At 61.9% G+C, this 25957-nt stretch carries 29 protein-coding genes; 13 read left to right on the top strand and 16 right to left on the bottom strand.

All coding sequences use genetic code 11. The features are described from left to right. Nucleotides 1-40 precede the first annotated feature (40 nt). Nucleotides 41-685: a glutathione binding-like protein gene (locus tag JKA62_RS05965; RefSeq protein WP_201816822.1), complete on the bottom strand. Its 645-nt coding sequence runs from the start codon at nt 683-685 to the stop codon at nt 41-43. A gap of 147 nt (nt 686-832) precedes the next feature. Here JKA62_RS05965 and JKA62_RS05960 point away from each other — a divergent pair, with 147 nt between their 5' ends. Beyond that, a complete protein-coding gene (locus JKA62_RS05960; RefSeq protein WP_201817370.1) occupies nt 833-1390 on the top strand; it encodes a cysteine hydrolase family protein in 558 nt (185 codons plus the stop codon). Between the two features lie 147 nt (nt 1391-1537). Here JKA62_RS05960 and JKA62_RS05955 read toward each other — a convergent pair whose 3' ends face one another. From JKA62_RS05955 to JKA62_RS05940, 4 genes are read right to left on the bottom strand one after another with little or no spacing between them, the layout of a single operon-like run. Further along, the gene (locus JKA62_RS05955; RefSeq protein ID WP_003198420.1) at nt 1538-1741 is read right to left on the bottom strand and encodes an SEC-C metal-binding domain-containing protein; all 204 of its coding nucleotides are present in this window, start codon (nt 1739-1741) and stop codon (nt 1538-1540) included. A 5-nt stretch (nt 1742-1746) separates the two neighbouring features. Further along, a complete protein-coding gene (locus JKA62_RS05950) occupies nt 1747-2232 on the bottom strand; it encodes an LEA type 2 family protein (RefSeq protein ID WP_201816819.1) in 486 nt (161 codons plus the stop codon). Nucleotides 2233-2263: 31 nt separating this feature from the next. Continuing rightward, nucleotides 2264-2740 (bottom strand): YchJ family protein, encoded by a 477-nt coding sequence (locus JKA62_RS05945; protein ID WP_064382925.1) that lies wholly within the window; start codon nt 2738-2740, stop codon nt 2264-2266. A 4-nt stretch (nt 2741-2744) separates the two neighbouring features. Further along, entirely contained in the window at nt 2745-3242 is a 498-nt protein-coding gene (locus tag JKA62_RS05940) for a DUF6231 family protein (protein ID WP_011332778.1), read from the bottom strand. A gap of 199 nt (nt 3243-3441) precedes the next feature. On the opposite strand from JKA62_RS05940, the gene JKA62_RS05935 reads away from it, so the two are divergent. The 4 genes from JKA62_RS05935 (at nt 3442) to JKA62_RS05920 (ending at nt 6141) form a co-directional block, all read left to right on the top strand. After that, entirely contained in the window at nt 3442-4137 is a 696-nt protein-coding gene (locus tag JKA62_RS05935) for an OmpA family protein (protein ID WP_201816792.1), read from the top strand. Between the two features lie 89 nt (nt 4138-4226). Continuing rightward, the gene (locus JKA62_RS05930) at nt 4227-4949 is read left to right on the top strand and encodes an OmpA family protein (RefSeq protein ID WP_201816790.1); all 723 of its coding nucleotides are present in this window, start codon (nt 4227-4229) and stop codon (nt 4947-4949) included. Between the two features lie 162 nt (nt 4950-5111). Further along, nucleotides 5112-5390 (top strand): DUF1145 domain-containing protein, encoded by a 279-nt coding sequence (locus JKA62_RS05925; RefSeq protein ID WP_039771353.1) that lies wholly within the window; start codon nt 5112-5114, stop codon nt 5388-5390. Next, entirely contained in the window at nt 5383-6141 is a 759-nt protein-coding gene (locus JKA62_RS05920) for a collagen-like triple helix repeat-containing protein (RefSeq protein WP_039771355.1), read from the top strand. The genes JKA62_RS05925 and JKA62_RS05920 overlap by 8 nt, the downstream gene beginning before the upstream one ends. Nucleotides 6142-6283: 142 nt before the next feature. Here the strand turns inward: JKA62_RS05920 and JKA62_RS05915 are convergent, their stop codons facing one another. Beyond that, entirely contained in the window at nt 6284-6748 is a 465-nt protein-coding gene (locus tag JKA62_RS05915) for a CopD family protein (protein ID WP_074691390.1), read from the bottom strand. Between the two features lie 99 nt (nt 6749-6847). Here JKA62_RS05915 and dinG point away from each other — a divergent pair, with 99 nt between their 5' ends. The 5 genes from dinG to pdxH all read left to right on the top strand — a co-directional run bounded on the left by dinG (nt 6848) and on the right by pdxH (nt 14700). Then, nucleotides 6848-8992: an ATP-dependent DNA helicase DinG gene (gene dinG / locus JKA62_RS05910; RefSeq protein ID WP_201816788.1), complete on the top strand. Its 2145-nt coding sequence runs from the start codon at nt 6848-6850 to the stop codon at nt 8990-8992. Between the two features lie 95 nt (nt 8993-9087). Next, nucleotides 9088-11568 (top strand): beta-galactosidase, encoded by a 2481-nt coding sequence (locus JKA62_RS05905; protein ID WP_201816786.1) that lies wholly within the window; start codon nt 9088-9090, stop codon nt 11566-11568. A gap of 106 nt (nt 11569-11674) precedes the next feature. Beyond that, a complete protein-coding gene (locus JKA62_RS05900; protein WP_201816778.1) occupies nt 11675-12820 on the top strand; it encodes a serine hydrolase domain-containing protein in 1146 nt (381 codons plus the stop codon). Nucleotides 12821-12933: 113 nt separating this feature from the next. Beyond that, a complete protein-coding gene (locus JKA62_RS05895) occupies nt 12934-14028 on the top strand; it encodes an OmpA family protein (RefSeq protein WP_201816776.1) in 1095 nt (364 codons plus the stop codon). A gap of 24 nt (nt 14029-14052) precedes the next feature. Continuing rightward, a complete protein-coding gene (pdxH, locus tag JKA62_RS05890; protein WP_011332787.1) occupies nt 14053-14700 on the top strand; it encodes a pyridoxamine 5'-phosphate oxidase in 648 nt (215 codons plus the stop codon). A 5-nt stretch (nt 14701-14705) separates the two neighbouring features. Here the strand turns inward: pdxH and JKA62_RS05885 are convergent, their stop codons facing one another. After that, the gene (locus JKA62_RS05885) at nt 14706-14942 is read right to left on the bottom strand and encodes a hypothetical protein (protein ID WP_007959143.1); all 237 of its coding nucleotides are present in this window, start codon (nt 14940-14942) and stop codon (nt 14706-14708) included. A 166-nt stretch (nt 14943-15108) separates the two neighbouring features. Here JKA62_RS05885 and JKA62_RS05880 point away from each other — a divergent pair, with 166 nt between their 5' ends. After that, nucleotides 15109-15573 (top strand): glycine zipper 2TM domain-containing protein, encoded by a 465-nt coding sequence (locus JKA62_RS05880; protein ID WP_007969461.1) that lies wholly within the window; start codon nt 15109-15111, stop codon nt 15571-15573. Nucleotides 15574-15637: 64 nt separating this feature from the next. On the opposite strand, the gene JKA62_RS05875 is transcribed toward JKA62_RS05880, so the two are convergent. The 3 genes from JKA62_RS05875 to nhaA all read right to left on the bottom strand — a co-directional run bounded on the left by JKA62_RS05875 (nt 15638) and on the right by nhaA (nt 18404). Continuing rightward, nucleotides 15638-15889: a pyocin S6 family toxin immunity protein gene (locus JKA62_RS05875; protein ID WP_011332788.1), complete on the bottom strand. Its 252-nt coding sequence runs from the start codon at nt 15887-15889 to the stop codon at nt 15638-15640. 18 nt (nt 15890-15907) lie between these two features. Further along, nucleotides 15908-17095, bottom strand: coding sequence for an S-type pyocin domain-containing protein (locus JKA62_RS05870; RefSeq protein WP_201816773.1), 1188 nt, complete (start codon nt 17093-17095; stop codon nt 15908-15910). Nucleotides 17096-17216: 121 nt separating this feature from the next. Further along, complete coding sequence (nhaA, locus tag JKA62_RS05865; protein WP_011332790.1) at nt 17217-18404, bottom strand: Na+/H+ antiporter NhaA; 1188 nt, start codon at nt 18402-18404, stop codon at nt 17217-17219. A 245-nt stretch (nt 18405-18649) separates the two neighbouring features. Between nhaA and JKA62_RS05860 the strand changes: the two genes are divergently transcribed. After that, nucleotides 18650-19744 carry a PLP-dependent cysteine synthase family protein gene (locus tag JKA62_RS05860; RefSeq protein ID WP_074691413.1) on the top strand — a complete coding sequence of 365 codons (1095 nt, stop codon included), beginning with the start codon at nt 18650-18652 and terminating at the stop codon, nt 19742-19744. 66 nt (nt 19745-19810) lie between these two features. On the opposite strand, the gene JKA62_RS05855 is transcribed toward JKA62_RS05860, so the two are convergent. From JKA62_RS05855 to JKA62_RS05845, 3 genes are all read right to left on the bottom strand, one after another. Beyond that, complete coding sequence (locus JKA62_RS05855) at nt 19811-21424, bottom strand: NAD(P)/FAD-dependent oxidoreductase (RefSeq protein ID WP_011332792.1); 1614 nt, start codon at nt 21422-21424, stop codon at nt 19811-19813. A 95-nt stretch (nt 21425-21519) separates the two neighbouring features. Next, entirely contained in the window at nt 21520-22173 is a 654-nt protein-coding gene (locus tag JKA62_RS05850; RefSeq protein ID WP_011332793.1) for a COG3650 family protein, read from the bottom strand. Between the two features lie 59 nt (nt 22174-22232). Further along, nucleotides 22233-22832 (bottom strand): short chain dehydrogenase, encoded by a 600-nt coding sequence (locus JKA62_RS05845; protein ID WP_011332794.1) that lies wholly within the window; start codon nt 22830-22832, stop codon nt 22233-22235. Nucleotides 22833-22935: 103 nt separating this feature from the next. Here JKA62_RS05845 and JKA62_RS05840 point away from each other — a divergent pair, with 103 nt between their 5' ends. Further along, nucleotides 22936-23844: a LysR family transcriptional regulator gene (locus JKA62_RS05840; RefSeq protein WP_041475158.1), complete on the top strand. Its 909-nt coding sequence runs from the start codon at nt 22936-22938 to the stop codon at nt 23842-23844. Here JKA62_RS05840 and JKA62_RS05835 read toward each other — a convergent pair. The 3 genes from JKA62_RS05835 to bufB are packed head-to-tail and all read right to left on the bottom strand — an operon-like array spanning nt 23793 to nt 25947. Beyond that, nucleotides 23793-24308, bottom strand: coding sequence for a DoxX family protein (locus tag JKA62_RS05835; protein ID WP_011332796.1), 516 nt, complete (start codon nt 24306-24308; stop codon nt 23793-23795). The two genes, JKA62_RS05840 and JKA62_RS05835, sit on opposite strands and share 52 nt — an antisense overlap. Continuing rightward, a complete protein-coding gene (locus tag JKA62_RS05830) occupies nt 24305-25063 on the bottom strand; it encodes an HvfC/BufC N-terminal domain-containing protein (protein ID WP_011332797.1) in 759 nt (252 codons plus the stop codon). The genes JKA62_RS05835 and JKA62_RS05830 overlap by 4 nt, the downstream gene beginning before the upstream one ends. Beyond that, on the bottom strand, nt 25060-25947 hold the full coding sequence (gene bufB / locus JKA62_RS05825; protein WP_041475510.1) for an MNIO family bufferin maturase: 888 nt from the start codon (nt 25945-25947) through the stop codon (nt 25060-25062). The genes JKA62_RS05830 and bufB overlap by 4 nt, the downstream gene beginning before the upstream one ends. Nucleotides 25948-25957: the final 10 nt, after the last annotated feature.

The raw sequence follows: 25957 nt of genomic DNA, 5'->3' as shown, positions 1-25957 counted from the left end.
TTGATCGTTCCCGCGCACGGGAACGATCAGGCCGGGTGACTCAAGCCTTCGGTGGATTGATCTTCTGCACCAGCGCGTAGGCCTTCACGGTCGCCGGGCGATCCTTGATGTGGTTGAACCAGCGCTGCACGTTCGGGAAGTCTTCCAGGTTCTGGCTCTGCCACTTGTGGGAGACGATCCACGGGTAGATCGCCATGTCGGCGATGCTGTATTCGCTGCCGGCGACGAACTCGTTGTTGGCCAGTTGCTTGTCCAGCACCCCGTACAGGCGCGCGGTTTCATCGACGTAGCGCTTGATCGCGTAGGGGATTTTTTCCGGGGCGAACTGACTGAAGTGATGGTTCTGCCCGGCCATCGGTCCCAACCCGCCCATTTGCCAGAACAGCCATTGCAGCGCCACCTGGCGGCCACGCAGATCCTTGGGCAGGAACTTGCCGGTCTTTTCCGCGAGGTACAGCAAGATGGCGCCAGACTCGAACAGCGACAACGGCTCGCCGCCATCGGCCGGCTCATGATCGACGATGGCCGGGATGCGGTTGTTCGGGGCGATTTTCAGAAAGTGCGGCTGGAACTGCTCGCCCTGGCTGATGTTGATCGGGTGCACGTCGTAGCGCAGGCCCGCTTCTTCGAGGAACAGGGAAATCTTGTGGCCGTTGGGCGTGGTCCAGTAATACAGGTCGATCATGGAAAGCTCCAAATCAGGAAAGTGGCTTACATGCGGACAGCAAACGCCGGCTTCAGGTCGTCCTGTGTGCGTTCGATAGCTTGCCTAGTCACAGGAGGTGATGCTCAAGTGCGGGAAATTCAATGACCCCGCGTGAGAAAAATCGCCATGGAGCTTCAGGCCAACGCTGCACTGATCATCATCGACCAGCAAAAAGGCATTCTGCAGCCGCGTCTGGGGCGAAGAAATAACCCGTTGGCCGAAGAGCGGATTTTCGATTTGCTGACTTTCTGGCGGCGCAGCGGGCGTCCCGTAATCCATGTGCAGCACTTGTCGCGCTCGCCGGATTCGGTGTTCTGGCCCGAGCAGTCAGGCGTGGATTTTCAGGAAAGGTTTCTGCCGCAGGACGGCGAGTGGCTGATCCAGAAGCAGGTGCCGGATGCGTTTTGTGCGACGGGGCTTGAGGCTAAGTTGCGTGAGGCGGGGATCGGGCAGTTGATCATTGTCGGCGTGGCGACGAACAACTCGGTGGAATCCACGGCGCGCACGGCGGGCAATCTGGGGTTTGACGCGTGGGTGGCGGAGGATGCGTGCTTTACCTTCGACAAGGCCGACTATTTCGGCACGTTGCGTTCGGCTGAGGAGGTACATGCGATGTCGCTGGGGAACTTGCACGGGGAGTATGCGACGGTGGTCAGCAGTGCCGGGATTCTTGAGGCAGTCTGATACTGATCGGGGAGTGCGCCGGCCTCATCGCTGGCAAGCCAGCTCCCACATTCGACCGAGTTGCTCCTGATGGAGCGCGATCCCTTGTGGGAGCGAGCTTGCTCGCGATGGCGGTGTGTCAGGCGAAGTAGGTCTTCGCCCGAAACATCAAGCGCCGTGGCACTTCTTGAATTTCTTGCCGTTGCCGCATGGGCAAGGGTCGTTGCGGCCAACGTCTTTCAGGGCGTTGCGCACCGGTTCCTGGTGGGCGTGGCCGCAGTTCGGGCCGTGGACATGGCCATGGTCGTGATCATGGTGATGGTCATGATCGTGGTTGCAGTCTGGGCCATGGACATGAGGTTGCTGGGTCATCGGGGTCACTCCGTAATCAAATCGGCGGGGATTATCACGCCATTGCGCGCCAGGTGCACGTAGTGAGCGATGAATAAACCGGTTTCCATCTCGCCCTCCAGTCGGTAGGGAATCTGCTGGTTGGGGTTTTTCAGCATTTTCACCACCTCTTTTACCTTCGGCCACAGGTTGGTACGGATCGGCACCTTGTAAAACGCGCTGCTTTTGGGGTTCACCGTGATCCAGTGTTCGTGCTCGCCTTCGGCCAGCAGCATGTCGGCCAGGTGTATGCGGTATTCCAGACCGCGCACGGTCAGGTCGCTGTCATTGGGGTTGTCGATGCGAAAGTGCAGGATGAATTTCTGTTCCAGCAACTTGGCGCGCACCACTTCGACTTTCACCAGGTGCACGGCGGGGTCGCGGGTGTCGTCGCTGAACCATGACGCACAGCCGCCGAGCCCCAAAAACACGAGCAGTGAGAAGACCTGGATTGTGCGCCAATGACCGAGCATGGTTTAACTCCCTTTGCTGCCCAGTCTAGCCTCAGCTGCCGAAATACCCCGCACAGCATTTCTTGAACTTCTGGCCGCTGGCGCACGGGCAGGCGTCGTTGCGGCCCAGCTTCAGTTGCACGGTCGGGTCGATGAAGTACCAGCGTCCGCTGTTCTGCACGAACGACGAGCGCTCGCGGTGGCTGTGCTCGCCCTGACCGTCATGCCAGCGTGCGGTGAAGGTGACGAATGCGTGTTCCGGCTGACCGCCGAGTACTTCCGAACTTTCCACGTCCAGACCGAGCCAGGTGCTCTGGGCGCTCCAGTCGCTGATCGACTGGCGATCCAGCCCCGCTTGCTGGGCGGGCAGGGTGGTCGCCACCAGATAGTCGATCAGGCCCAGCACGTAGGCGCTGTAGCGCGAGCGCATCAGGGCTTCGGCGCACGGGGCCGGGTGGCCGGCGTGATAGTGACCGCAGCAGGCATCCAGCAGGTTGCCGCTGCCGCAAGGGCAAATGGCTGTACTCATTGCATTACCACCAGTATTTCCCGAAGTTTTCCGGATTGGCCCAGAACCGCGAGTTGAGCCAGTCGGGGACTTGTTTGTAGTCAAGCAGATCGTAGGTGAAGAGTGTCAGTACCTGCTCGTCGCGGGCGAAGCGTTCGCTGGCCTGCAGGGCCAGTGAGTAAAAATCGGTCTCCTGCCAGCCACTGGCCGGCAGATCCGCCAGCACGGCGATGCGGCTGGCGTTGAGGTTGCGGATCCCGCCCAACAGATTCAGGCCGTCGCGCTTGGGCAAATGTTCCAGGCAATCGACCACCAGCGCCAGGTCGAAACGCCGGGCCGCCAGTTCCGCCGGTAACGCACCGGGCGCGGCGTGCGCGACACAGGTGTCCGGGTGCGCTTCCTTGAAGGCAGCCAGCGCCGGGAACTCGCTGGCGCCGATCAGCAGCAGACGTGCCGGGGCGTAGCGGTCGAGCAGGGCGGCCAATGCCTGCTGCGGCGTGCGGGAAGAAATGGCGACGTTCATCGAAGCTCCTCAATCAGAGCGCCAAGACTAGCCTGCCCGGACGCCAAGGCCTAGATCTCTGTCCTGCGGGTTTGCGGCAAATTCGTCGAAGTCCCGTGAACAGGCGCACAAACAGCAATGGCCTATTGCTGGCGGAGATTAAAACTCCGGTCTTTACTCCCTGAATCGGTTCTAAGCCGATCCCTCAGGAGAAAACTAGATGAGCATAGTTCGGACAGCATTACCCTTGGTTCTGCTAACCAGTGTGTTGACTGGTTGCGCAGGTTTGCAGAAAACCGACTGGCCGACCTGTGCGGCAGTCGGTGGTGTCGTCGGTGCGGGTCTCGGCGCGACCGAAAGCTCCGCATGGGCGGGGTATGGCGCGTTACTCGTCGGCGGTACAGCAGCAGCCTATTGCTGGGTTCACGGTGATGGCGATGAAGACGGCGATGGTGTGCCGGACAGTCGCGACAAGTGCCCGGGCACGCCTAAAGGCGTAAAGGTCGATGCTGACGGCTGCCCTCCACCAGCCCCTGCGCCAGTGGTCGAAGAAGCTGTAGTGGTCAAGGAAGAAACCATTGTCATCCGCGATGTTCACTTCCAGTTCGACAAGGCCACGCTGACTCCGGCCGACAAACTGGTCCTGGATAAAGTCGCCTCGCGCCTGAAACAGGAATCCAGCACGGCGCAACTGACCGTGACCGGCCACACCGACAGCGTCGGCAGCGATGCCTACAACCAGAAACTGTCGGATCGCCGTGCGCACTCGGTGGTCAAGTACCTGGTTGAAAGCGGCGTACCGCAAAGCAGCTTCGTGTCGGTGACCGGTGCCGGTGAAAGCCAGCCGGTGGCGGACAACAAAACTGCCGACGGTCGCGCGCTGAACCGTCGTACCGAAATCAAAATCAACCGCTAGCCCCCTCGCATCCGCGGCTTGTGCAGTCGCGGATGCGGGTCTTTACTCCTGTGTAACCGGTATGGGCCGGTGACACAGGAGCTTTAACGATGAGTGTTCTTACAAGGTCCGTCTTGCCGGTTCTGCTGCTGGGCAGCCTGTTGACCGGTTGCGCCACCCACAGCGATGGCACCGCTCCCCTCAATCAACGTACCTGGCCGATCTGCAGCCTCATTGGCGGACTGGTCGGCGGCGGTCTCGGCGCGCTCGAAAGTGGCGGCTGGGCCGGCGGTGGCGCTGCGCTGGGGATCCTCACCGGCGGATTGATCTGCTATGCCCAGGATGGCGATGAAGACGACGACGGCGTGTTCGATCGCCGCGACCGTTGCCCCGATACCCCGGCCAACACCCCGGTCGACCACCGTGGCTGTCCGCTGCCGCAATATCCGGTCACCGAGAAACCTGCCGAACCGGCCCCGCAAACCGAAGTCATCACCCTCAACGACGCCGGCAACGTGCTGTTCGACTTCGACAAGTCCGATCTGAAACCGGCCGCGAAAAGCCAGCTGGACACGCTGATGGACAAACTGCGCAATGCTGACGTGGTGAGCATCAAGGTCATCGGTCACACCGACAGCAAGGGTTCGGATGCCTACAACCAGGCACTTTCGGAGCGCCGCGCCAGCAGTGTGGCGGAGTATTTGCTGAGTCAGGGCCTGGCGCCGAACAAACTCACCAGTGAAGGGCGCGGCGAAACCGAACCGGTCGCCGATAACAACACGGACGAGGGGCGTGCGCAGAACCGTCGGGTGGAACTGCACATCAATCGTTAGGATGGGTCTGTAGTCCGCGGGCTAGAGCTGTCGGTCGATGAACGTCGTCGAACCGGCAGCCATCCGGCGGTGGATCGGTTTTTTTCATTTTTCCCTCTGGCTTATCCCCTGCAGAAGCCGTTACTGTGCGCCCAAAGAATAATTCGCAACACGGGGGAGCGTATGAAGGTGTTCTGTGGGCTGGGGCGATTGTTGACCCTGCTGTTCTGCTGCGTGGTGCTGGCCAATCAGTTGGTGCCGTTTGTTCATCCGCTGCACCTGCTGGTCAATCTGGCCGGCGGTCTGCTGCTGGCGATCCACGTGCTCGAAGTGCTGCTGTGCAACCGCAGCCTCAAGGGGCGTCCGCACCCTTGGCGTGATCGTGGCCGCATCCTGTTGTTCGGCGTATTCCACCTGCAAACCATCCCGGCCCCGGCCGCTCCGGAGGCTTCCCATGCGTAAACTCTGCCTGCTTGCTGCATTCATCAGTCCCCTGGCCTGCGCCCAAGTGGTCAGCGTCGAAACCAACTCGCTGATGCGTCTGCCGAACACCGCCAGCACTCTGCAACTGGAGAAACTGGTGGTCGCCGATTACGGCACTTTGCTGATTCCCTCGAACGTGACCGAACTGAGTGTCGGCGAATTGCAGCTGGGCCATGAAGCGCGCATTGCCATCGTGCCGAGCGAACAGGCGCTGGAGATGAAAGTCAGCCGCGCCGAACTCGCCGAAGGCAGCCAGATCACCGCCCGTGGCGCACCGGGCACCTACGAAAAAGCTGCCCGCGCCGGGCGCAATCTGAATCTGCAGTTCAAGGCGTTGAACGCGCCGAAACTGGTGGTCGATGCCCGTGGCGGCACCGGTGCGCCGGGATTTGTCGGGCTTGATGGCGCCAACGGTCAGGAGCCGGGTTGCACCTGGGGTCAGGCGGGACACGGTTTTGATGGCAGCAACGGCAGCGATGGTCAGCCGGGTGCACCGGGCGCGCTGGTGCGACTTGAAGTACCGCGCGAGTTTCCGGCTGAGCTGATCAAGGTCGAAGTCGCCGGCGGTGCCGGTGGCCCGGCCGGTCCTGGCGGTAAACCGGGGGCGGGTGGCAAATCCAAGGGCTGCCTGGTGTATCGCGCCGACGGCGGCAAGAGCGGCAAGCCGGGGGCTGACGGGCAGCCGGGGCCTGCGGGTGCGGCGGGGTCTGTCACCGTACAGCGCCTGTAATCGATTGCTCCCACCCTCTACGTTGATCGTTCCCACGCTCTGCGTGGGAATGCCTTTAGGGACGCTCCGCGTCCAGTGACGCGGAGCGTCACGGGCTGCATTCCCACGCAGAGCGTGGGAACGATCAGGTAAAACGCGCTTGTCAGAACGAGGGGCGCGCAGCAGCCACGGCCACCAGCAGCACCCCGATCAGCAGGTTGAACCCGACCACCTTGCGAATCCGCCCCAGCACTGCCGCACCCGCCGGCCAGTCCTTCGCCTGCACCGCCGTGCGCAGTTCCGGCAGCATCAATGCCTGAATCCGGATGAACAACGCGGTCATCACCACATACAACCCCATCATCACCTGCACATAGCGCGGTGCGTTGTCGAAGGCGATGTGTTGCAGGTGCAGCATGCCCACCCCGGTCACCGGCAGCAGAATCACCGCTCCCCACACCCAACGAAAAAAACCTTGAAACACTTCCACCCAGAGCGTCAGGCGCCCGGGACCGTCCAGGGCCTTCATCGCCGCAGGGCGCAGCACCATCCAGGCGAAAAACATACCGCCGACCCACACCAGCGCGGCCAGTACATGGATGGGGTAAACGAGGCTAAAAGGTGTCATTGGGGTACTCCGATCTGCGCAGGATTGATTCGCGGGGTATGATAGCCCCCCATCCGAACCACTGAAAATTTATCCAGCGTTTTTTGCGCCCGACACTCAATGATCAGCACTGAACTCAAAACCACGATCCAGGGCGCCTACTCGCGTTTTCTAGAGGCCAAGAGCCTCAAGCCGCGTTACGGCCAACGCCTGATGATCGCTGAAGTCGCCAAGGTCCTCGGGGATATCGACACCGACGACGAAGGCCGGCGCAGTGGCGACCCCGCGATTGTCGCGGTGGAAGCCGGCACCGGTACCGGCAAGACCGTGGCCTACAGCCTGGCCGCGATCCCGACGGCCAAACTGGCCGGCAAGCGCCTGGTGATCGCCACCGCCACCGTCGCCCTGCAAGAGCAGATCGTCTACAAGGATTTGCCCGACCTGATGCGCAACAGCGGGCTGAACTTCAGCTTCGCCCTGGCCAAGGGCCGTGGCCGCTACATGTGCCTGTCCAAGCTCGACATGCTGTTGCAGGAAGGCCACGCACAGACCGCCACCGCCCAGTTGTTCGAAGAAGAAGGCTTCAAGATCGAGGTCGATGAGGCCAGCCAGAAGCTGTTCACCAGCATGATCGAGAAACTCGCCGGCAATAAATGGGACGGCGACCGCGACAGCTGGCCCAACGCGCTGGAAGACGCCGACTGGGCGCGCCTGACCACCGATCACAGCCAGTGCACCAACCGTCACTGCCCGAACTTCGGCCAGTGCGCCTTCTACAAGGCCCGCGAAGGTATGGGCAAGGTCGACGTGATCGTCACCAACCACGATATGGTGCTGGCTGACCTCGCACTGGGTGGCGGGGCCGTGTTGCCAGACCCGCGCGACACCATTTATGTATTCGACGAAGGCCACCACCTGCCGGACAAGGCCATCGGCCACTTCGCTCACTACACGCGCCTGCGTTCCACCGCCGACTGGCTGGAAACCACCGCCAAGAACCTCACCAAACTGCTGGCCCAGCACCCGCTGCCGGGCGATCTCGGCAAGCTGATCGAGCAGGTGCCGGAGCTGGCGCGGGAGATCAAGACCCAGCAGCAGTTCATGTTCACCGCCTGCGAACAGATCGCCGACTTCAAGCCCGGTGAAGATGTCGAAGGCCGCGAACGTCCGCGTCACCGCTTCATCGGTGGGGTGATTCCCGAGCACATGCGCAAGATGGGCATCGAGCTGAAAAAAGGCTTCGCCCGCCTCAACGACCTGTTCACCCGCCTGACGGATCTGCTCAAGGAAGGCATGGACGGCGAGGTCAACATCGGCATCGCCAGCAATCAGGCCGAGGAATGGTATCCACTGTTCGGCAGCCTGTTGTCCCGTGCCTCCGGCAACTGGGAACTGTGGACCGCGTTCACCGCCGAAGACCCCGAAGACAACCCGCCGATGGCCCGCTGGCTGACCCTGGCCGAAAGCGGTTCGCTGTTCGACATCGAGGTCAACGCCAGCCCGATCCTCGCCGCCGAAACCCTGCGCCGCAGCCTGTGGAACGTGGCCTACGGCTGTCTGGTGACCTCGGCGACCTTGACCGCCCTCGGCACCTTCGACCGCTTCCGCATGCGTGCCGGCCTGCCGAAAAAAGCCGTCACCGCCGTGGTGCCGAGCCCGTTCCATCACGCCGACGCCGGTGTGTTGCGGGTGCCGGACCTGAAGGCCGACCCGCGGGATGCCGCTGCCCACACCGCCGCGATCATCCGCGACCTGCCGGAACTGGTCGAAGGCTCGCGCGGCAGTCTGGTGCTGTTCTCGTCGCGCAAACAGATGCAGGACGTGTTCGACGGCCTCGACCGTGACTGGCGCAAGCAAGTGTTCATTCAAGGCAACCTGTCGAAACAGGAAACCCTGAACAAGCACAAGGCGCGGGTCGATGGCGGCGATTCCAGCGTGCTGTTCGGCCTCGCCAGTTTTGCCGAAGGCGTGGACTTGCCGGGGGCCTACTGCGAACACGTGGTGATCGCCAAGATCCCGTTCTCGGTGCCGGACGATCCGGTCGAAGCCGCACTGTCGGAATGGATCGAAGCCCGGGGCGGCAATCCGTTCATGGAGATCTCGGTGCCTGACGCCTCGCTGAAGCTGGTTCAGGCCTGCGGCCGACTGCTGCGCACCGAAGAAGACCGCGGCACCATCACCTTGCTGGATCGGCGGCTGGTCACCCAGCGCTACGGCAAGGCGATCCTCAATGCGTTGCCTCCTTTCCGTCGTGAAATATCCTGAGACATCGGTGGGCAGTTTTGCCCGCCGCGCTGTCTATCTCTCTGTCACTGCTTTTCCATTGGCCCTTGCGGGTCGTTAGGGAGAATTCCGTTCTCATGATTCGTCGTTCGTTGCCTGCCGTTTTTGCCCTGGTTTTCGCTGCGCCTTTATTCGCGGCACCTGCCGGCCAGCAGACCCTGTTCAACTTTGTTCGCCCCGCCGATGTGGTGAAAGTGGCGACCGAAAACGCCGACCTGCCGCAGGCCAACGCCGAGCAGACTCCCGAAGGTGAAGTGCTGCGCCGGGTGACGTTCAACCCGACGGCCCGCCCGACCTTGCGTCTGTCGCCGCAGACCGGTGCCTGGGACTGGTCGCAGTCCGGCATGATGAGCCTGCGCATCCAGAGCGCGATGAACTGGGCCGTGACCGTCTACGTACAAATCCAGAGCAACGACGGCAAGACTCTGGTCAGCCGCGTTGACCTGCCGGCGGGCCCGGCGCAGACCTTGCTCGTGCCGTTGACCGCGACCTCGCCACTCAGCCAGGGCATGAAAGCCGGGCCGGTGATGCCGATGACGATCGACGGGCAGCGCATCCTGTTGGCGAGCAGTAGCGGTGAGCTGGATCGCAGCCAGGTGGTGTCGGTCAGCCTGTCGATGGATCAGCCGAAAGCCGCGCAAAGTCTGTTGCTCGAGCGCTTTGGCGTGCAGGACGAAGGCGAGGTGATCAAATCCGCCTACGGCAATCTGGTGGATGCCTATGGCCAATCCACTCGCGGCAAGTGGCTGGAGAAAGTCGCCAATGACGAACAACTGAAATCCGCCGCCGCCAAAGAACAGCAACAACTGAACACCTGGCTGGCCGAGCGCGAAAAGTCGTCGCTGGACAAGTTCGGCGGCTGGAGCAAGGGTCCGGCGTTCAAGGCCAGCGGTTTCTTCCGCACCGAAAAGCGTGACGGCCGCTGGTATCTGGTGACACCAGAAGGCCATCCGTTCTATTCCCTGGGCGTGAACACCGTCAGCCCGGAGGTCAACCAGACCTACGTGGCCGGCCGCGAGTACATGTTCGAATCCCTGCCCAAACCGGAAGAGCCGCTGGCCAGCCATTTCGGCGAAGGCGACAACCGTGGCGGCAACGGTGTCGATCAGGGCCGTGGCTACAACTTCGGGCGTTGGTACGACTTCTACGGCGCCAACCTTCAGCGCCTGTATGGCGAGCCGTGCACTTCGGACAGCGGCAACAAGGCCGGAGTGGCCGAAGCCGCCAAGGCCGGGGCCGCTGAAGAAGCGGCGACCAACGCCAGTGCGCCGGTAGCCGCCTCCGAACAGCCGAAATCCGGGGTTGCCGAGTCGGCCGCGACAACCGGGCAAAGTGTCGCGACACCGTGCAAAAACACGGTCGACGAACAAAAGTGGGCCAGCCACACGCTTGATCGTCTGCAAGCCTGGGGCTTCAACACCGTCGGAAACTGGAGCGCCCCTGTCCTTGGCGACGCCGAGCGCATGCCGTACACCTTGCCGCTGTCGATCGTCGGCGATTACACCAGCATCAGCACCGGCACCGACTGGTGGGGCGGCATGCCAGACCCGTTCGATCCACGTTTCGCCATGGCCACCGAACGCGCCGTGGCGATTGCCGCCCGTGATCATCGCGATGATCCGTGGCTGATCGGCTACTTCGCCGACAACGAACTGGCCTGGGCCGGCCCCGGCGATGACCCGAAATCCCGTTACGCGCTGGCCTACGGCACCTTGAAAATGACCACCGACGTTCCGGCCAAACGCGCGTTCCTCAAGCAGTTGCGCGACAAGTACCGCAATCAGGCGGGGCTGTCGAAGGCCTGGGGCATTGATCTGCCGGCGTGGGAATTGATGGAAGACCCGGGTTTCGAAGCGCCGCTGCCGAACCCGGAGCATCCGGAAATCGAGGCCGACTTCAAATACTTCCAGAAGGTCTTCGCCGACACCTACTTCAAGACCATTTCCGACTCGCTGAAATGGCACGCGCCGAACCAGTTGCTGCTCGGCGGCCGTTTCGCCACCAGCACCCCGGAAGCCGTGACGTCCTGCGCCCAGTATTGCGACGTGCTGAGCTTCAACATGTACACCCTGCAACCGCAGGACGGTTATGACTTCGCCGCGCTGCGCAGCCTCGACAAACCGGTGCTGATTACCGAATTCAACTTCGGCTCCACCGACCGAGGCCCGTTCTGGGGCGGTGTGACCCCGTTGAGCAAGGAAGAAGACCGTGGCCCTGCCTATGCCAACTTCCTCAAACAGGCGCTGAGCGAACCGTCGATTGTCGGCGTGCACTGGTTCCAGTATCTGGACCAACCGGTGACCGGGCGCCTGCTCGATGGCGAGAACGGCCACTTCGGTCTGGTTGGCGTCACCGATCTGCCGTTCCAGGGTTTTGTCGAAGCCGTGCGCAAGAGCAACCTGGCGACCGTCGATCAGTTGAGCAAAGACGCGCAGAAGGCGGCTGCCGCAGCGGACAAGGCCGGCCACGAAGCCGAAGGCGGCCGTAAAGCGGACGCCGGCAAAGGCCCGGGGCAGGGCGCAGGCCACACCGGCGGGCATTCCGGCAACGGCCACTGATCAATACGAAACCTGAAGACCGCCCGGCCCGCAGCGGTTCCCAAAAGCCTCACGGGCTGGAACAATGCGGGCCACTTTGTAGAGCGTTTTCGCGGGGGAGTTGCGGGTGCAGATTCAGGGACATTACGAGCTTCAATTCGAAGCGGTGCGCGAAGCCTTCGCTGCACTGTTCGACGATCCCCAGGAACGCGGCGCCGCGTTGTGCATCCGGGTCGGCGGCGAAACCGTCCTCGACCTCTGGTCCGGCACCGCCGACAAGGACGGCGCCGAGGCCTGGCACAGCGACACCATCGCCAACCTGTTCTCCTGCACCAAGACTTTCACCGCCGTCACCGCGCTGCAACTGGTTGCCGAAGGCAAGTTGCAGCTCGATGCGCCGGTTGCCCGTTACTGGCCGGAATTCGCCGCCGCCGGCAAGGAATCCGTCACCCTGCGCCAACTGCTTAGCCATCAGGCCGGTCTGCCGGCCCTGCGCGAATTGCTCGCGCCTGAAGCACTGTACGACTGGCAGACCATGGTCGACGCCCTCGCGGCCGAAGCACCGTGGTGGACGCCGGGCACCGGTCACGGCTATGCCGCGATCACCTACGGCTGGCTGATCGGCGAATTGCTGCGGCGCGCCGACGGTCGTGGACCGGGGGAGTCGATCGTCGCGCGGGTCGCCAAACCTTTGGGGCTGGATTTTCATGTCGGTCTGGCCGACGAAGAATTCCATCGCGTGGCGCACATTGCCCGTGGCAAAGGCAACACTGGCGACGCCGCCGCCCAGCGCCTGCTGCAAGTCACCATGCGCGAACCAACAGCGATGACCACTCGGGCCTTCACCAATCCGCCGTCGGTGCTCACCAGCACCAACAAGCCGGAATGGCGCCGCATGCAGCAACCGGCGGCCAACGGCCACGGCAATGCGCGCAGTCTGGCCGGGTTTTACGCCGGTCTGCTCGACGGCAGCCTCCTGGAAAGCGAAATGCTCGAAGAACTGACCCGCGAACACAGCCTCGGCGAGGACAAGACCTTGCTGACCCGCACCCGTTTCGGTCTCGGTTGCATGCTTGATCAACCCGACGTGCCGAATGCCACTTACGGCCTCGGCCCGCGTGCATTCGGGCATCCGGGTGCGGGTGGTTCCATCGGTTTTGCTGATCCGGAGCACGATGTGGCCTTCGGATTTGTGACAAATACCCTGGGGCCGTACGTCTTGATGGATCCGCGCGCGCAGAAGCTGGCGCGGGTACTTGCCACTTGTCTGTAAAGCATCGTCCGAGGTTCCAGGGCCGGAACCTCATGGCGAATTTCGTTTCAAAGCGTCTGTTTATCCGGGCGAAAGTCCTCTGATTGTTCACTAATTCTTTTTGTGGGTTTCCAATGTCGTCCAAACAAACTCTCGCCCTGGCCCTGTGTTTTGCAATCACCGGTTGTGCACAGACTCCGAAGAATGACGCCGATGGCGGCAGCTGGTGGCCGTTCGGTTCTTCCGACAAAGTCGCAGCCAAGGAGCCGGTTCCGGCGCCTGCACCGTTGAAGCCGGCCGCCACCGCGCCGGTGGCCAAGGCTGAGAGCAGCAGTCCGTGGTACTGGCCGTTTGGCTCGGACGACTCGGCGGCAGCCAAGCCAGAAGTGAAAGCTGAAGCCAAGCCCGAAGCAAAACCGGTCGAAGTCGCCAAGGCCGAGGCCGACAAGGGTGGCAAATGGTGGTGGCCGTTTGGCGGCAAGGAGCAGGACACGGCCAAAGTCGTGCCGATGCCCGATCCGAAAGTGACCCAAGCGTGGCTGGATGACTACGAACCGCGCCTGCGCACTGCGATCAAGGACAGCAACCTGCAACTCGAACGCCGTGAAAACGTGCTGGTCGTGACGGCGCCGGTGGAAGGCTCGTTCAACCCGGATCGCCCGGCCATGCTGCTGCCAGTGACCCTCGGTCCGTTCACCCGTGTGGCGAAAATCCTCGAAGCCGACCCGAAAACCGCCGTACTGGTGCTCGGTCACAGTGACACCACCGGTGCCGCTCCGGCCAACATCAAGCTGAGCCAGGAACGCGCCCAGGCTGTGGCGGCGATCTTCCGCCTGAGCGGTCTGCAACGTGATCGCCTGATGCTGCGCGGCATGGGTTCCGAAGCACCGCGTGCTGCCAACGACAGCGTTGAAGGCCGTGCCCTGAACCGCCGTGTCGAACTGCTGGTGACCCCGCAGAACACCATGGTCGCGCTGCTGAGCAAATACAACATGCCAGCACCGAAGCCAGTGACCATGGTCGCTGCCCAGGACGTCAAGCCTGCCGCCAAACCGGTGACCCCGGCGCCGGCGGCGAAGAAAGCCGCTGTACCGGCCACCAAAAAGGCCCCGGCCAAGAAAGCCGCCGCCAAGGCTCCAGCGAAAAAGGCCCCGGCGAAAAAGACTGCACCCGCCAAAGCTGCCGCAACCGACAAGAAAGTCGCTGCGACCGATACCACCAAAAAGTGATCCGCTAACGAAAAGGAATGCGCCGTGACCCAGTCTCTGGCAGATATGCGTCGTGATTACACCCGGGATGGCCTGACCGAGGCGCAAGCCCCGGCGGAGCCCTTTGCGTTGTTTCACCAGTGGTTTGCCGAAGCGGTCAAAACCGAGCAGGCGCCGGTGGAAGCCAACGCCATGACCCTGGCCACGGTGGATGCGGACGGCCGGCCGCATTGCCGCATTCTGCTGCTCAAGGGGCTGGACGAGCAGGGCTTCACCTTCTTCACCAACTACGAAAGTGCCAAGGGCCAGCATCTGGCGGCGAACCCGTTCGCCGCCATGACGTTCTTCTGGCCGACCCTTGAGCGCCAGGTGCGCATCGAAGGTCGGGTGGTGAAGGTCACACCCGAAGAGTCCGACGCTTATTATCAGGTGCGACCGCTGGGCAGCCGACTTGGCGCCTGGGCTTCACCGCAGAGCCGGGTGATCAACGGCCGGGGTGAGCTGGAAGATTTGCTCAAGGCGACCGAGCAACGCTTCACCGACACTCAGCCTCACTGCCCGGAACACTGGGGTGGCTACCGCCTGCTCCCCGAGCGCGTGGAATTCTGGCAGGGCCGGGCGAGCCGCCTGCACGATCGCCTCAACTACCGAGTGCAGGGCGCCGACTGGATTCTTGAACGTCTGGCACCTTGAGCAGTCTACCGAGCGGGATAGCCTGCCGCAGCGGCTTCGAGCCACTTCGGCAGGTCCCGGCGCTTGATCTTCTGCGCCTGAGCCTGCTTCAGCCGTTCGAGCATGAAGGCGCGTTTGCCTTCATCCTTGCCGGCCAGTGACAGGGCCAGGTCGCGATCCATCCAGCGTTTGATCCGCACATACAGCCACCAGTGGAAGTACAGACCGGCGGCGGTGGTGACGACAATGATGAAGTAATCCATGGAAATCCTTGGGTCGGCGGCGCAGGAAACGGATTTTGGCGCTACTGTTGGGTGAGTTCGCGGGTGCCTGTACGGGGCCTGAATGAAAGCAACTTTATCCGGGCGACGCCGTGACAGGCGTCAAGCTGCGGAGTTTAATGAATACCTGTCCTTTGGAGTTGATGCTATGCGTAAGTCTGTTCTGCTGGTTGCTTCCTTTTCCACGATGGCGATGTTGCTGACCGGCTGCCAGTCGAGCCTGACCGGTGACTCCTACTCCCGTGACGAAGCGCGTCGCGTGCAGACGATTCGCATGGGCACCATCGAATCCCTGCGTCCGGTGAAAATCGAAGGCACCAAGACCCCGATCGGCGGCGCTGCCGGTGCAGTGGTTGGCGGTGTTGGCGGCAGTGCCATCGGCGGCGGCAAAGGCAGCATCGTGGCAGCCGTTATCGGCGCCGTGGCCGGCGGCCTGATCGGTTCGGCCACTGAAGAAGGCCTGACTCGCACTCAGGGTGTTGAAATCACCGTGCGCGAAGACGACGGCAGCATGCGCGCCTATGTGCAGCAAGTGCAGGAGAATGAAGTGTTCCGTGTGGGTGAGCGGGTACGGATTTCCACCGTTGGCGGGACCAGCCGCGTTTCGCACTAATCGCGAACGCGCGGTAAAGGAAAACCCCGATCAGGTGACTGGTCGGGGTTTTTTTATTGGTTGTTTACGAGCCCGCCCGAGTGCCAATGAAATATTCCAGGCCTTTCGGAAAGTCGACTTTCAAAAGCTCTGACGCCTGCCTGACCTGACTTTCAGTCATCTCCAGCTCTCCTGGTTCAACTTCCTCAAGAGTTTTGGATTCAGTGATTTGCGCTAATGCTTGGCTCAGTTCGTAATCTTTTACCTTGAGCTCGAATTGCAACGAGTCATCCTGCTTCTCATCCGGGAAAAATCCGGTGATCGATAAATAGCGCATCTTTCTCTCTTTAGTGAGTTATCTGGGAGTCGTTCTGCCTGGCTTTGCTTTTTTTGTTCGCTCTCCCGTCAAATGATTGAATTCTCCCAAATGAATTCCCAGCTTGTCGTACAGCTCTATAGCGCCGGTTTTGGAGTCCCATTCATATATCCGGCCTTTTCCATCAAGCCAGCGGGCTCTCTTTTTCCCACCACCTCGCACTGAGGCCTTTGACTTCACCCTTTGAGTGTCGGGGAACGCAGGAAGCGTTTCGGGATCATCGTAGTACTTATGGTCTCCAGGTTTGCTGACAACAATGTACAGCGGCCGAACCCCGGACTCCGCCGGAAACACCAATATGAAATCCCAATACTCCGGCGGATAAACCGGATTCACCAGAATCCCGTCCGCCGCTTTCGTCGGCGGATACACCCAGATATGCGGCGCCTGCGGAGCAGCCTCCAGTGCCGGAATACCGAGGATGTCGGAACCGTCCACGGCAGGCGTCCAGACCAGCTCAACACCTTCACCAAGGTCTGCGACAAACCGGTTACCGCGTGCAGCGAACTGCACAACATCAACCATCTCCCAATCGCGATTCTTGCCGGTGTAGAAGCCATAACCCTTCAGGTTCCCATCGGCCTGCTGTTCAACGCGCAGACGCACACGGGTTCGGGCCTGCTTGAGGGCGAGTAACTGGTCCTCGGTGTAGAGAGCGCTATCGCCCAGGTTCGAGGGCATGAACATCGCCACCAAACCGAGCAACGGGCTGATGACTGCAGCAGATGCCAGCGCGGGCAATGCCTTGAACCCCTCACCGGCAAGGGCAAAAGTGCCCAGCCCCGCAGGAATGGCCGTGCTGCTGATTTTCTTGAGCTCAACCCCGCCGCTGTCATCGACCTGACGGCCGCCGAGCAAAATCAGCTCGCCGTAATCCTTCAGACTGTCTGTCGGCACCATCCCCGAAGGATTCGAGTAATCGATGATCGCGTCCGGCAGCTTGCACGACTTGGCGAACACGCAGCCAGCGCGCACCGGCTCAGGCTTGTTCGCCGCGACCTCACGGCTGCGTTCGAAGGCGTCCTGTCTCGCCAGCATGGCGTCGTACTTGTCTTGTCGGTCTTGCTGATCGGCCAGTTCGGTAGCCGTCAGATAGCGGTAGGTAACGTGATGCCCGTCGCCCGCCGGTGGGTTGGGAACCCGGGGAATGTCCTTTTGAACAGCCACTGATTGTCCTTTCGTTCATGCATCGGCAGCCCCTCGAAAGGGGCTGCACGACGTTAACGAAGCAGGAAAATCGTGGCTGTAGGACGTATCTCTAAAGACGTGGGGATTGTTCGCTACGGCATCAGGAAGGCAACGCGGTGTTCTTTCTACTCGCAGCCGCCGTCACCGCATAACCGATCAATGCCGCAAACACCGAGCCGGTGAGAATGCCCATCCGGTCCATCCCGGCGTATTCACTGGCGCCCGGCACGAAGGCGAGGGAGCCGACAAACAGGCTCATGGTGAAGCCGATCCCACAGAGGATCGCCACGCCCAGCACCTGGCCCCAATTGGCACCCTGGGGCAAGGCGGCGATGCCGGTCTTCACGGCGAGCCAGGTCAGGCCGAACACGCCGAGGGTCTTGCCCAGCAGCAGGCCGACGGCGATGCCCATCGGCACGTGGTGGGTGAAGCTCTCGACAGTCACGCCGCTCAGCGACAGACCCGCGTTGGCGAAGGCGAACAGTGGCAGGATGCCGTAGGCGACCCACGGGTGCAGTGCGTGTTCTAGGGTCAGCAGCGGCGAAGGCTCGGCGTTTTTCGTGCGCAGCGGGATGCAGAACGCCAGGGTCACGCCGGCCAGCGTCGCGTGGACACCGCTCTTGAGCACGCATACCCAGAGGATCAAACCGATGATCATGTACGGCCCGAGCTTGACCACACCGAGCCGGTTCATCGCCACCAGCGCCGCAATGCACGCCGCCGCAAGGCCCAGCGACAGGGTCGAGAGTTCGCCGGAATAAAAGATCGCGATGATCACGATGGCGCCGAGGTCATCGATGATCGCCAGGGTCATGAGGAACAGCTTCAGCGATACCGGCACTCGCTTGCCGAGCAAGGCCAGTACGCCGAGGGCGAAGGCGATGTCGGTGGCGGTCGGAATCGCCCAGCCATCCAGGGCTGCGGGATTGTCACGGTTGAGGAACCAGTAGATCAGCGCCGGCACCAGCATGCCGCCGATGGCCGCCGCGCCGGGCAGGACAATCTGCGACGGTTTCGACAACTGGCCGTCGAGCACTTCGCGCTTCACTTCCAGGCCGATCAGCAGAAAGAACAGTGCCATCAGGCCGTCGTTGATCCACAGCAGCAGGGGCTTGGCGATTTTCAACGCGCCGATCTGCGCCACCACCGGGGTGTCGAGCAGGCCGTTGTACAACCACGACAGCGGCGAGTTGTTGATGATTAGAGCCAGGATGGCCGCGGCGATCAGTAACAGACCGCTGGCAGCTTCCAACTGAAAGAAACGCGTGAAAGTGCTACGCAGAGGCAAGGTCGCTCTCCATCGATAAAGTCAAAAGGTGGGACACCCTAACCCGTACCGTTAGTTGTTAAAACAAAAGTTATATTCTTTTTTGTTATATATGGTTACAGGGCGCCGGCCAACGTGCAGGAGAGCCTAGCAGTTGCCCAAGGGATTGAAGCTCAGCTGTATCTGTCGGTGCTGTAGGTTTTTTCCTAAGCTTGGGGACTGAGCCTGTGAAGGCATCTCTGCCCGATTCAACGAGAACGACAGCCATGAGCGACAACCGACAGTGGGCCCGCGAAGCCATCCGGATCATCGAAGCGGACTTCCAGCGCAGCGCCGACACCCACCTGATCCCCTTGCCGCTGCCGGGCTTTCCGGGCATCGAGTTGTACTTCAAGGACGAGTCCAGCCACCCGACCGGCAGCCTCAAGCATCGGCTCGCCCGTTCGCTGTTTCTCTACGCCTTGTGTAATGGCTGGCTCAAACCCGGCGCGCCGGTGATCGAGGCGTCCAGCGGTTCGACGGCGATTTCCGAAGCGTACTTCGCACGGATGCTCGGCCTGCCGTTCATTGCGGTGATGCCGGCGACCACCTCCAAGGAGAAGATTGCGCAGATCGCCTTCTACGGTGGCCAGAGTCATCTGGTAGATGATCCGACCCAGATCTACGCCGAATCCGAACGCCTGGCCCGCGAGCACGACGGTCACTTCATCGACCAGTTCACCTACGCCGAGCGCGCCACCGACTGGCGGGCGAACAACAACATCGCCGAGTCGATCTTCCAGCAGATGCGCTATGAGCAGCATCCATGCCCGGCCTGGCTGATTTCCAGCCCCGGCACCGGTGGTACCACGGCGACCCTGGGGCGTTACGTACGTTATCGCCAGCACTGCACTCGCGTGCTGTGCGCCGATGCCGAGCGTTCGGTGTTCTTCGACTTTTACCAGAGCGGCGATGCCAGCCTGCGTCTGGACCACGGTTCGCGGATCGAAGGGATCGGCCGGCCGCGGGTAGAAGCGTCGTTCCTGCCGAAGGTAATCGATGCGATGGTCAAGGTGCCGGACGCCTTGTCGCTGGCGGCCATGCATTACCTGGCGCAGCGTCTGGGCCGGCATGTTGGCGGGTCGAGCGGCACTAACCTGATCGGCGCATTGATGGCGGCGCAGCAGATGAAAGCGGCGGGGGAGTCGGGCTCGATCGTGGCGATCCTGTGCGATGGTGGCGAGCGTTACGCGGACACCTATTACGATCAGGCGTGGCTCAAGGCGCAAGGCTATGAACTGGATGGATTGATGGCGGCCGTGGCAGCGAGTGCCGAGCAGGGTGAGGCGCTGCCGGCCTCGGTTCTGCGTGCCAATATCTGACGCTGAAAACGACTGTGGGAGCGAATTTGCTCCCACAGGTTTTTACAGTGTTTCAGGTGGTGCGGATCAGTCTTTCAGACCGAGGATGTCACGCGCCACCGCTTCAGCAATCCGAATCCCGTCAACACCCGCCGACAGAATCCCGCCCGCATAACCCGCGCCTTCACCGGCCGGGAACAGACCTTTGACGTTCATGCTCTGCAGCGTCTCGTTTCGGGTGATGCGCAGCGGCGACGAGGTACGCGTCTCGATCCCGGTCAGCACCGCATCGTGCAGCGAATAACCGCGAATCTGCTTTTCGAACGCCGGCAAGGCTTCCCGAATGGCTTCAATGGCGAAGTCCGGCAAGGCCAGGGCCAGATCGCCCAATGCCACACCCGGCTTGTACGACGGCTCGACTTCGCCCAGCGCGGTGGATGGTGTGCCGGCGATGAAGTCGCCGACCAGTTGCGCCGGCGCCTTGTAATCGCTGCCGCCGAGGATGAAGGCGTGGGACTCCAGACGTTCCTGCAACTCGATCCCGGCCAGCGGGCCGCCCGGATAATCGACTTCCGGGGTGATGCCGACGACGATGCCGGAGTTGGCGTTGCGCTCGTTACGCGAGTACTGGCTCATGCCGTTGGTGACCACGCGGTTCGGCTCGGAAGTCGCCGCGACCACGGTGCCGCCCGGGCACATGCAGAAGCTGTAGACCGAGCGGCCGTTCTTGGCGTGGTGCACCAGTTTGTAGTCGGCGGCGCCCAACTTGGGGTGGCCGGCGTATTTGCCCAGTCGCGCACGGTCGATCAGCGATTGCGGGTGCTCGATGCGGAAACCCACCGAGAACGGCTTGGCTTCCATGAACACGCCACGGCTGTGGAGCATGCGGAAGGTGTCGCGGGCACTGTGACCCAGCGCCAGGATCACGTGTCTGGAGTGCAGGATTTCGCCGCTGGCCAGTTCGACGCCGACCAGTTGGCCGTCCTCGATCAGCACGTCGGTGACGCGTTCCTGAAAGCGTACTTCACCGCCGAGGGCGCGGATTTCTTCGCGCATGGTCTCGACCATGCCGGTCAGACGGAACGTACCGATGTGCGGTTTGCTGACGTAGAGGATTTCTTCCGGCGCGCCGGCCTTGACGAACTCGTGCAGGACTTTACGGCCGAGGAATTTCGGGTCCTTGATCTGGCTGTACAGCTTGCCGTCGGAGAACGTGCCCGCGCCGCCTTCGCCGAACTGCACGTTGGACTCGGGGTTGAGCACGCTTTTGCGCCACAGGCCCCAGGTGTCCTTGGTGCGCTGGCGCACTTCGGTGCCGCGTTCGAGGATGATCGGCTTGAAGCCCATCTGTGCCAGCAGCAGGCCGGCGAAGATCCCGCACGGGCCGAAACCGACCACGATCGGGCGCTGGTTCAGGTCGCTTGGTGCCTGACCGACGAATTTGTAGCTGACATCCGGCGCCACGTTGACGTTACGGTCGTCGGCGAACTTGCCCAGCACTTTGGCCTCGTCGCGCACTTCGAGGTCGATGGTGTAGATGAAGCACAGTTCGGAGGACTTTTTGCGCGCATCGTAGCTGCGCTTGAACAAGGTGAAATCGAGCAGGTCATCGCTGGCAATGCCCAGGCGTTGCACGATGGCAGCGCGCAGGTCTTCGTCGGGATGGTCGATCGGCAGCTTGAGTTCGGTGATTCGTAACATGACAGGATCCGGTTCGCGGGGCGCACAACTGCGCCAGGGCGTTTGAAGGCGGCGATTATAAGCCGCAACGGCCGGATCCCGTGAGGGTAAAACGATCAGTCGTTACGCGAACCGCCGAAATACCCGCAACCGCGCTGTACCTGGCCGTCGATACGCAACTCGGCGCTCATGTGCTGCACGCTGCCGGTGCTGCTGTCGACGCAACGCTGCGGCGCGACCCACAACTCGATGCGCTGGTTGTTGGCTTCGCTGCTGAGGTTGAAACGACCGTCGCCCAGTTGCTCTTCGACGTAAGGCACGGCGAGCGGTGGCTGGCCTTCGCGGTCGATGACCAGGCCCTTGCCGCTGACCTTGACGTTCCATTCCGGGCCATGACCGGCGGCGCGCAGGATCAGCTGTTTGAAGTTGGGGTCGTCGCAGGCGGTGCCGGAGCGTTCGACGCGATAGAGCTGGGTCAGGTCGAGGCGATCGCCGGCGATCTTCCCGCGCACGTCGGCGAACAGCTTGCCCTGTTGATCGGCCAGGGTGGCGGCCTCTTGCAGGACGCTGGTGCCGCCGACGTCATTGACCACGTACTGGCGCTGCTCGCCGCAGGCCTGGAACACCAGTTTGCCGTCGGTAGCGGTCAGTTGCCCCTGCATCCGCGTCTGGCCGACGTGGGAGGCGCTTTCCCGCGCACCATCGAACAACTGGCACGCGGCAAACAACGGGAGCAGGGCAACAACGATCAGGGAACGGGCAACACGCATCTTTGGCTCTCCAGACAAGTGCCGCCACGTTACGCAGGCTGACCGTTCATCACAAGGGTTTAGCCCACGTGAAATGTCTGACCTGTCTGCAAGCCTTCGACACTTTTGGCGTAGGCCAATGCCACATCCGCCGCAGGAACCGGCTTGTAGCCACGGAAGTACGGGGCATAGCTGCCCATGGCTTCCACCAGCACGGTCGGGCTGATCGAATTCACGCGCAGGCCGCGTGGCAGTTCGATGGCCGCTGCGCGGACGAAGCTGTCCAGCGCGCCGTTGACCAGTGCAGCCGAGACGCCGCTGCGGATCGGATCGTGGCTGAGCACGCCGGTGGTGAAGGTGAACGATGCGCCGTCGTTGGCGAATTCGCGGCCGATCAGCAGCAGATTGACCTGGCCCATCAACTTGTCTTTGAGGCCGAGGGCGAAGCTGTCTTCGGTCATTTCACCCAGCGGGGCGAAGGTCACGTTGCCGGCGGCGCAGACCAGCGCGTCGAACTTGCCGGTCTGTTCGAACAGCTTGCGGATCGATGCGCTGTCGCTGATATCCACCTGGAAATCGCCGCTGCTGCGGCCGATACGAATGACTTCATGACGCTGCGACAGCTCTTTGTCCACGGCCGAACCGATGGTGCCGCCCGCGCCGATCAACAGAATTTTCATCGTGATTGCCTCAAGTGATTGAACGAGGTTTCAGTCTAGAGTGGTTTTTTCTGCGGATAAGCGCACTAATGGGCAACCTTTGGTTTTCAAATGGAAACAATCCATGAGCGAGATGGATGATCTGGCGGCGTTCGCGGTGTTGATCGAAGCCGGCAGTTTTACCTTGGCGGCGCAGCAATTGGGGTGCAGCAAGGGGCAGTTGTCCAAGCGCATCAGTCAGTTGGAGGCGCGGTTTTCCGTGGTGTTGCTGCAACGCACCACGCGTCGGCTGAGCCTGACGGCGGCCGGTGCGGCGTTGTTGCCACAGGCTCAGGCGCTTGTCGTCCAGGTGGAGCGAGCGCGTCAGGCATTGGCGCGATTGAAGGACGACATGGCCGGCCCGGTGCGTATGACGGTTCCGGTGTCGCTGGGGGAAACCTTCTTCGACGGTCTGCTGCTGGATTTCTCGCAGAAATACCCCGAGGTACAGATCGAACTGGAGCTGAATAACAGCTACCGCGACCTGTCTCGCGACAGTTTCGATCTGGCGATCCGCACCGAGGTGGCCAATGACGAGCGACTGGTGGCCAAGCCGCTGCTGGCCTGGCAGGAAATGACCTGCGCCAGTCCTGAATATCTGGAGCGCTTTGGCGAACCGCTGACGCCGCAGGCGCTGGCCGAGCACCGTTGCCTGCTCAACAGTCATTACAGCGGTCGCGAGGAATGGCTCTATCACCAGCAGCACGAACTGCTGCGGGTGCGGGTGTCGGGGCCGTTCGCCAGCAATCACTATAACCTGTTGAAGAAAGCCGCATTGGCCGGCGCCGGGATCGCTCGCCTGCCGTCCTACCTGTTGCAGGCGGAATTGGCTGACGGCCGATTGCGCTGGCTCCTTCGCGATTTTCAGACCCGACGCATGCCGATGTATCTGGTGCACCCGTATCAGGGCGGTCTACCGAAACGCACCCAGGTGCTGGCAGATTACCTGATCGGCTGGTTCAAGCTCAGCGGCGAGGCGCTGGACCGGTTGTAGTGCCTGGCGATCAGGTGATCGATCGACAGTTTGCCTGGCCCGGTCGCCATCAGGTACAGCAACACCGCCATCCAGGTGCCGTGGGTCGGGTACGCATCCGGATACACGAACAGCTGAATGGTCAGGGTCATGCCCAGCAATGCCAGTGCCGAAAAACGCGTGGCGAAGCCAATCAGGATCAGGACAGGGAAGAAATGCTCGGCAAACGCGGCCAGATGTGCGGCGATTTCCGGCGCCAGCAGGGGCACGTGGTATTCGCTCTTGAACAGTGGAATCGTCGAGTCCGCCAGACGCGGCCAGCCGAACTCGAAGGTGCCATCGATCAGGTCGACGGCCAGGCCTTCGATCTTGGTCTGCCCGGATTTCCAGAACACCGCTGCGATGGAAAAACGCGCGATGAAAGCGATCAGACTGTGGGGAATTTTTTCCAGCAGCGCGATGGCGCGGACAATGAGGCTGTTCATGACGACACCTTTGGATGGAAATGAGTGATGACTTGGCGACTGATCAGCAGGGCGAGGGTCTGGCTGAGGTCGAAGGCCTCGGCGGATTCCAGCGCCTGCGTGAGTGAGTGGCCGGCCTTGAGCTGGCGAATGAACTGGCTGGCGCCGCTATCCATGGCGAACACCTCGACCTCCAGTCCGTTGCGCAGGATCAAAGCGTGTTGGGCGTGGTGCAGATCGATCCCGGCCAGCGTCGCGTCGTGCTGATGCGCGGCCCAGACGTCCACCACGGCGAAGCTTGAATCGAGCAGATGCAGCGAAGGGTGCAGGCCGATACGCAGTTCGTTGAGTGCATCGACATCTGCAAATACAGCAGCGATCAGGTCCTGACTGAGGGGTAACACATCGGCAACGTGGTAGGCCTGCGTGCGCAAGCGTTCGAGCCGCGCGACATCGGCCAGATAGGGAACGCTCGCGGCAGGTCCGAACTTGCTGATGAAGTCCGCCAGCTCACTGCCGTAATCGCTCATTAACGGACTGTGTGGCGGATGGCTTTGCACAAAAACTCCGGCCATGGCCCGAAAGAATTCGTCCCCCACCAACTGCACCACCACGGGATAACTGTCGGCCAGTGCGTTGATCAACGAGCTCTGAACATTGTTGCGATACACCGCGAAACGGCTGGCCGGATCGGCGCCGTTGGCGCTGCACAAACCGTCGGGGCAGGGCAGGTCGATATCGAGCAACGCTGCGCTGAATGCGGCTTGAGTGCTCATGGCCGACCTCCCGCGCACAGCAGTAGCTCATCGGCCTGCTGCGCTTCCGCCAACAGCATGTTGAAGGCCGGCACCTGATTGTCCCGTTCGATCAGCGTCGCCACCGGGCCGACACGTTCCAGCGCTTTTCGATACAACGACCAGACGGCTTGATCGATCGGTGCGCCGTGATCATCGATCAGCAAGCGATCACCGAGGCTGTCGGAGTCTTCAGCAAACCCCGCCAGATGAATCTCGCCCACCGCGTGCAGCGGCAGTGCGTCGAGATAAGCCAGGGGGGCGCGCTGATGGTTGATGCACGAGACGTAGACGTTGTTCACGTCCAGCAACAGACCACAGCCAGTGCGCCGGATGACCTCACGGATGAATTCCGCTTCGTCGATCGTCGAGCGCTGGAAGGCCAGATAGGTTGCCGGGTTCTCCAGCAGCATCGGGCGTTTGAGGGTGTTCTGCACCTGGTCGATGTGATCGCAGACGCGATTCAGCGTCGGCGTGTCGTACGCCAGGGGCAGTAAATCATTGAGAAACACCGGGCCATGGCTCGACCAGGCCAGGTGTTCGGAAAAAGAGTGGGGTTGATAGCGCTCGATCAGCGCTGACAGGCGTTTGAGGTGCTGGACATCCAGCGCGCCTTCGGCACCGATGGACAGCCCGACGCCATGCAACGACAGCGGATACGCGTCGCGAATCAAGCCCAGAAAATGATGAAACGGGCCGCCGGCCACCATGTAGTTTTCGGCGTGGACTTCGAAAAAACCGATGTCCGGACGTGAATCGAGCACTTCGCTGAAGTGCTCGCTCTTGAGCCCCAGCCCGGCACGGGACGGGAGCCCGGTGAGGGCTGCCCGAGTGCGGCGCAAGGCATGGTCGCAGGATGTGATCATGATCGACACT

The organism is Pseudomonas sp. B7 (genome assembly GCF_016735645.1).
Taxonomy (GTDB): Bacteria; Pseudomonadota; Gammaproteobacteria; order Pseudomonadales; family Pseudomonadaceae; genus Aquipseudomonas; species Aquipseudomonas glycinae.
This window is presented reverse-complemented; position numbering and strand designations above follow the sequence as displayed.